The following is a 1,157-nucleotide window of genomic DNA, read 5'->3' on the forward strand; positions in this document are numbered from 1 at the left end:
GCCAGCAACACGCTTTCGGCCATCAGCATGATAGGCAGGGCCAGCACGGCAAAGCCCAGGCTCAACCATAACCCCATGCGGGTGGCTCTGCGCAGGTTGGTTTCGTCCCGTTCGGCGTGGAACGATGCAACCATGGGCATCACGGCCCAAGCAAAACCTGATCCCATGAGGAACAGAACAAAAAACAGGCTGCCAGCCACCCCTTGGGCCGCGAGTTCTTCGACCCCGTACCAGCCCAGCATGACGGTGTCGGTCACGCCAATCGCAACCTGCCCCAGATGCCCGCCGATCAACGGCAGGCCAAGGACAAGGATCGCGCGCGCATGCGCGGCATATGACATTACCGATTTGGACATGCCTCACCCTTACGCCTGCTTTTTGTGCAAGAAAAGCCCCAGAGTCGCACGGGTGACGGGATGCCGCCCTTCGCCGCTAGAGAAGCGGCCAGACCAGCGTGGTCGCGACAAGTGCGATCAATGCCCCAGCCATGATCTCGATCACGCCCATGGCGCGGACGCTGCCTTCACCCGACCAGCCAGAAAAGGCGGATTGGCGGGCACTCACGGCGAGCAGTGCCACAAGGACCGTCACGCTCGCCGTCCCCAGCCCCATGACCAACGCTCCCGCGACACCCGCCCAGGGGATGCCGAAGCCAAAGCAAAGGATCAACAGGAACACGGCGCCGGTGCAAGGTCGTATGGCGATGGAACCGATGATCGCAACCGCATCTCGCCACGATGATATCGAAGCGGCTTGATCGACGCTGGGTCCATGAGCGTGACCGCAACTGCTGCAATGCCCATGCTCGTCCACATGGTGATGCGCGCCATTGCCACGTGTACGGCGCACACCGCGCACCATCAACCAGAGCCCAACCAGCGCAATCGCGATGTAGCTGGCGGGCGCCAAAACCTTCTCAGCTGCGTCGGTCAATTCGCTGCGCCCCCACCCCAGCACCCAAGCCCCGAGCGCGACAAGAAGCACCGCAGTCAGCGCTTGCGCGAGGGAAGATGCGACGGCCAGCCAAGATAAGCGCCACGCAGTCACCTGCTCGGCGGCACCGTAGCCTCCAATCAACAGCTTACCATGTCCCGGTCCGGCTGCATGAAAGAAGCCGTAGGCTGCACAAACTCCCATCAGGGAAAACCAGGCCCCCG

Annotated in this window: 2 protein-coding genes; both read right to left on the reverse strand. The window is 62.6% G+C overall.

Going from position 1 to position 1,157, the window contains the following annotated elements; translation table 11 throughout:
- Positions 1 to 356, reverse strand: a 356-nt coding sequence (locus AC6RA8_RS21915) for an MATE family efflux transporter (protein WP_500355876.1), incomplete at its 3' end; no start/stop codon positions are given.
- Positions 357 to 432: 76 nt separating this feature from the next.
- Positions 433 to 1,157 (reverse strand): nickel/cobalt transporter (locus tag AC6RA8_RS21920; protein ID WP_500355878.1); only part of this gene is annotated, 725 nt, incomplete at its 5' end.

It is taken from the genome of Tateyamaria sp. (genome assembly GCF_059783535.1).